Source organism: Polynucleobacter sphagniphilus (assembly GCF_029892205.1).
Classification (GTDB): domain Bacteria; phylum Pseudomonadota; class Gammaproteobacteria; order Burkholderiales; family Burkholderiaceae; genus Polynucleobacter; species Polynucleobacter sphagniphilus.
Window position 1 is genome coordinate 1 of sequence record NZ_JARXVX010000020.1, and the last position, 1,679, is coordinate 1,679.

Here is a 1,679-nt window from a genome sequence, read left to right on the forward strand (position 1 = left end):
CCACCCACAATGGAGCTTGCGCTACCCAAAGTTAGAAGTCCAGCATAAGTAGCGCCAGTGGCACTGCTGTTAATTAGGGCTCCACCACTAGAAATGCCTGTTCCGTTTAGCGTCAAAGCATTGGTGTTGGTCATGGTGGTGCCATTGAGATCGAGCACAGCACCACTCGTTACTGAGGTAGATCCAGAAGAGGCACCTAAGGCAGTTGCGTTACCTACTTTGAGAGTGCCAGCACTGATCGTAGTACCGCCTGAATAAGTATTGCTGTTAGAGAGCGTGACAGTTCCACCTCTTGCATTAACAATCAAATTTCCGGCGCCGGATATCTGGCCCGATAGCGTTGCCACAATACTATTGAAAGCTAGCGTTCCAGAGGCATTAAATGTTTGAACAACCCTACCAGCTGCTGCGCCTATACCTGCTGTAATCGTGCCACCTGAGCTTGCAGTACCGCCAAGGTAGCTAACAATAACAACACCATTTCCACCAGCCGCACCTGCGAGATAGTTTGGTCCGGAGTTACCAATGCCGCCTCCACCACCGCCGCCCGTATTGGCAGATCCCGAACCAGCAGCAGTAGCGGCTCCACCAGGAATGAAGCTAGCACCAACACCGCCACCGCCAGAACCTCCAGCACCTCCACTACCAGTATAAGATCCGGTAGTTTCACTGGAGCCCCCTCCACCACCACCTCCACCACCGAAGTAGGTAGCAGAGCCCGTAATCGAACTTACAAGACCAGCACCACCAACACCACCAACGTCATAATAGTTAGCTGTAGTACTAGTAATATTGGAGCCTGGCGCACCTGCACCACCACCGCCACCTCCTGGCACGGGAAAAGTAGTTGCCGTAGGTCCGCCTGAGCTTGCCCCATTTCCGCCGGTATAACCTTGTCCAGATGTGCCAGCTGCTCCAGCACGATTAGCTGCAGTAATTGAACCACCACCACCACCGCCAGAACTTCCGGTAGACGCTGGAGAGACCCAAGAACCGCCCCCGCCGCCGCCCGTTGCAGTAACAGTAGTTAAACCGCTACCCGAAATACTTGAACTTCCGCCTACCCCACCAGTACTGGTTTGCGCATAGTTGCCTGCAGTTCCACCCGCACCAACAGCAATTGTGTAATTACCACTGGCAATAGAACTTGTTGAACCCGAGAGAACAGCACCACCACCACCGCCGCCGCCGCCTTGATCACTTGCGATACCTGTACCACCGCCACCGCCACCACCGACAACTAAATAGTTAACATTCAGATCAAACCCAACCGAAACAGAGCCAGTTAGCACAAGATTATTTGCAATACTGGTTACTGATCTACCAATCAACAAAGTGGTTGTGTCAGCAAAAGAGGCGGAAGCACCACCCATTGCAGCATTGTTGTAAACACCCAGAGTGCCAGAGCTAACTGTAGTGCCACCAGAGTAGGCGTTGGCGCTAGTAAGTATTAAGTTGCTGGTAGAACTGTTCTCAGTTACACCAGTGACGTTGGTCCCAATGACTGAGCTAATCGTGGTAGCGCCTGTACCAGCTCCGATATTAGTAACTGTCCCCGTATTGTTAATGGATCCCGTGGCAAAGGTAATCGTGCCAGAAGTTGCGTTTTCATTGATGGTGAGATTATTAGAGCCAGTGACACCACCACTAAATGTTGTTGAGATCGCTGAACCAGTATT

1 protein-coding gene is annotated in these 1,679 nt (G+C 51.9%); it reads right to left on the reverse strand.

Annotated elements, in window-relative coordinates:
* The coding region (locus M2125_RS10890) for a beta strand repeat-containing protein (protein WP_280742982.1) at window positions 1-1,679 on the reverse strand (1,679 nt) is incomplete at both ends.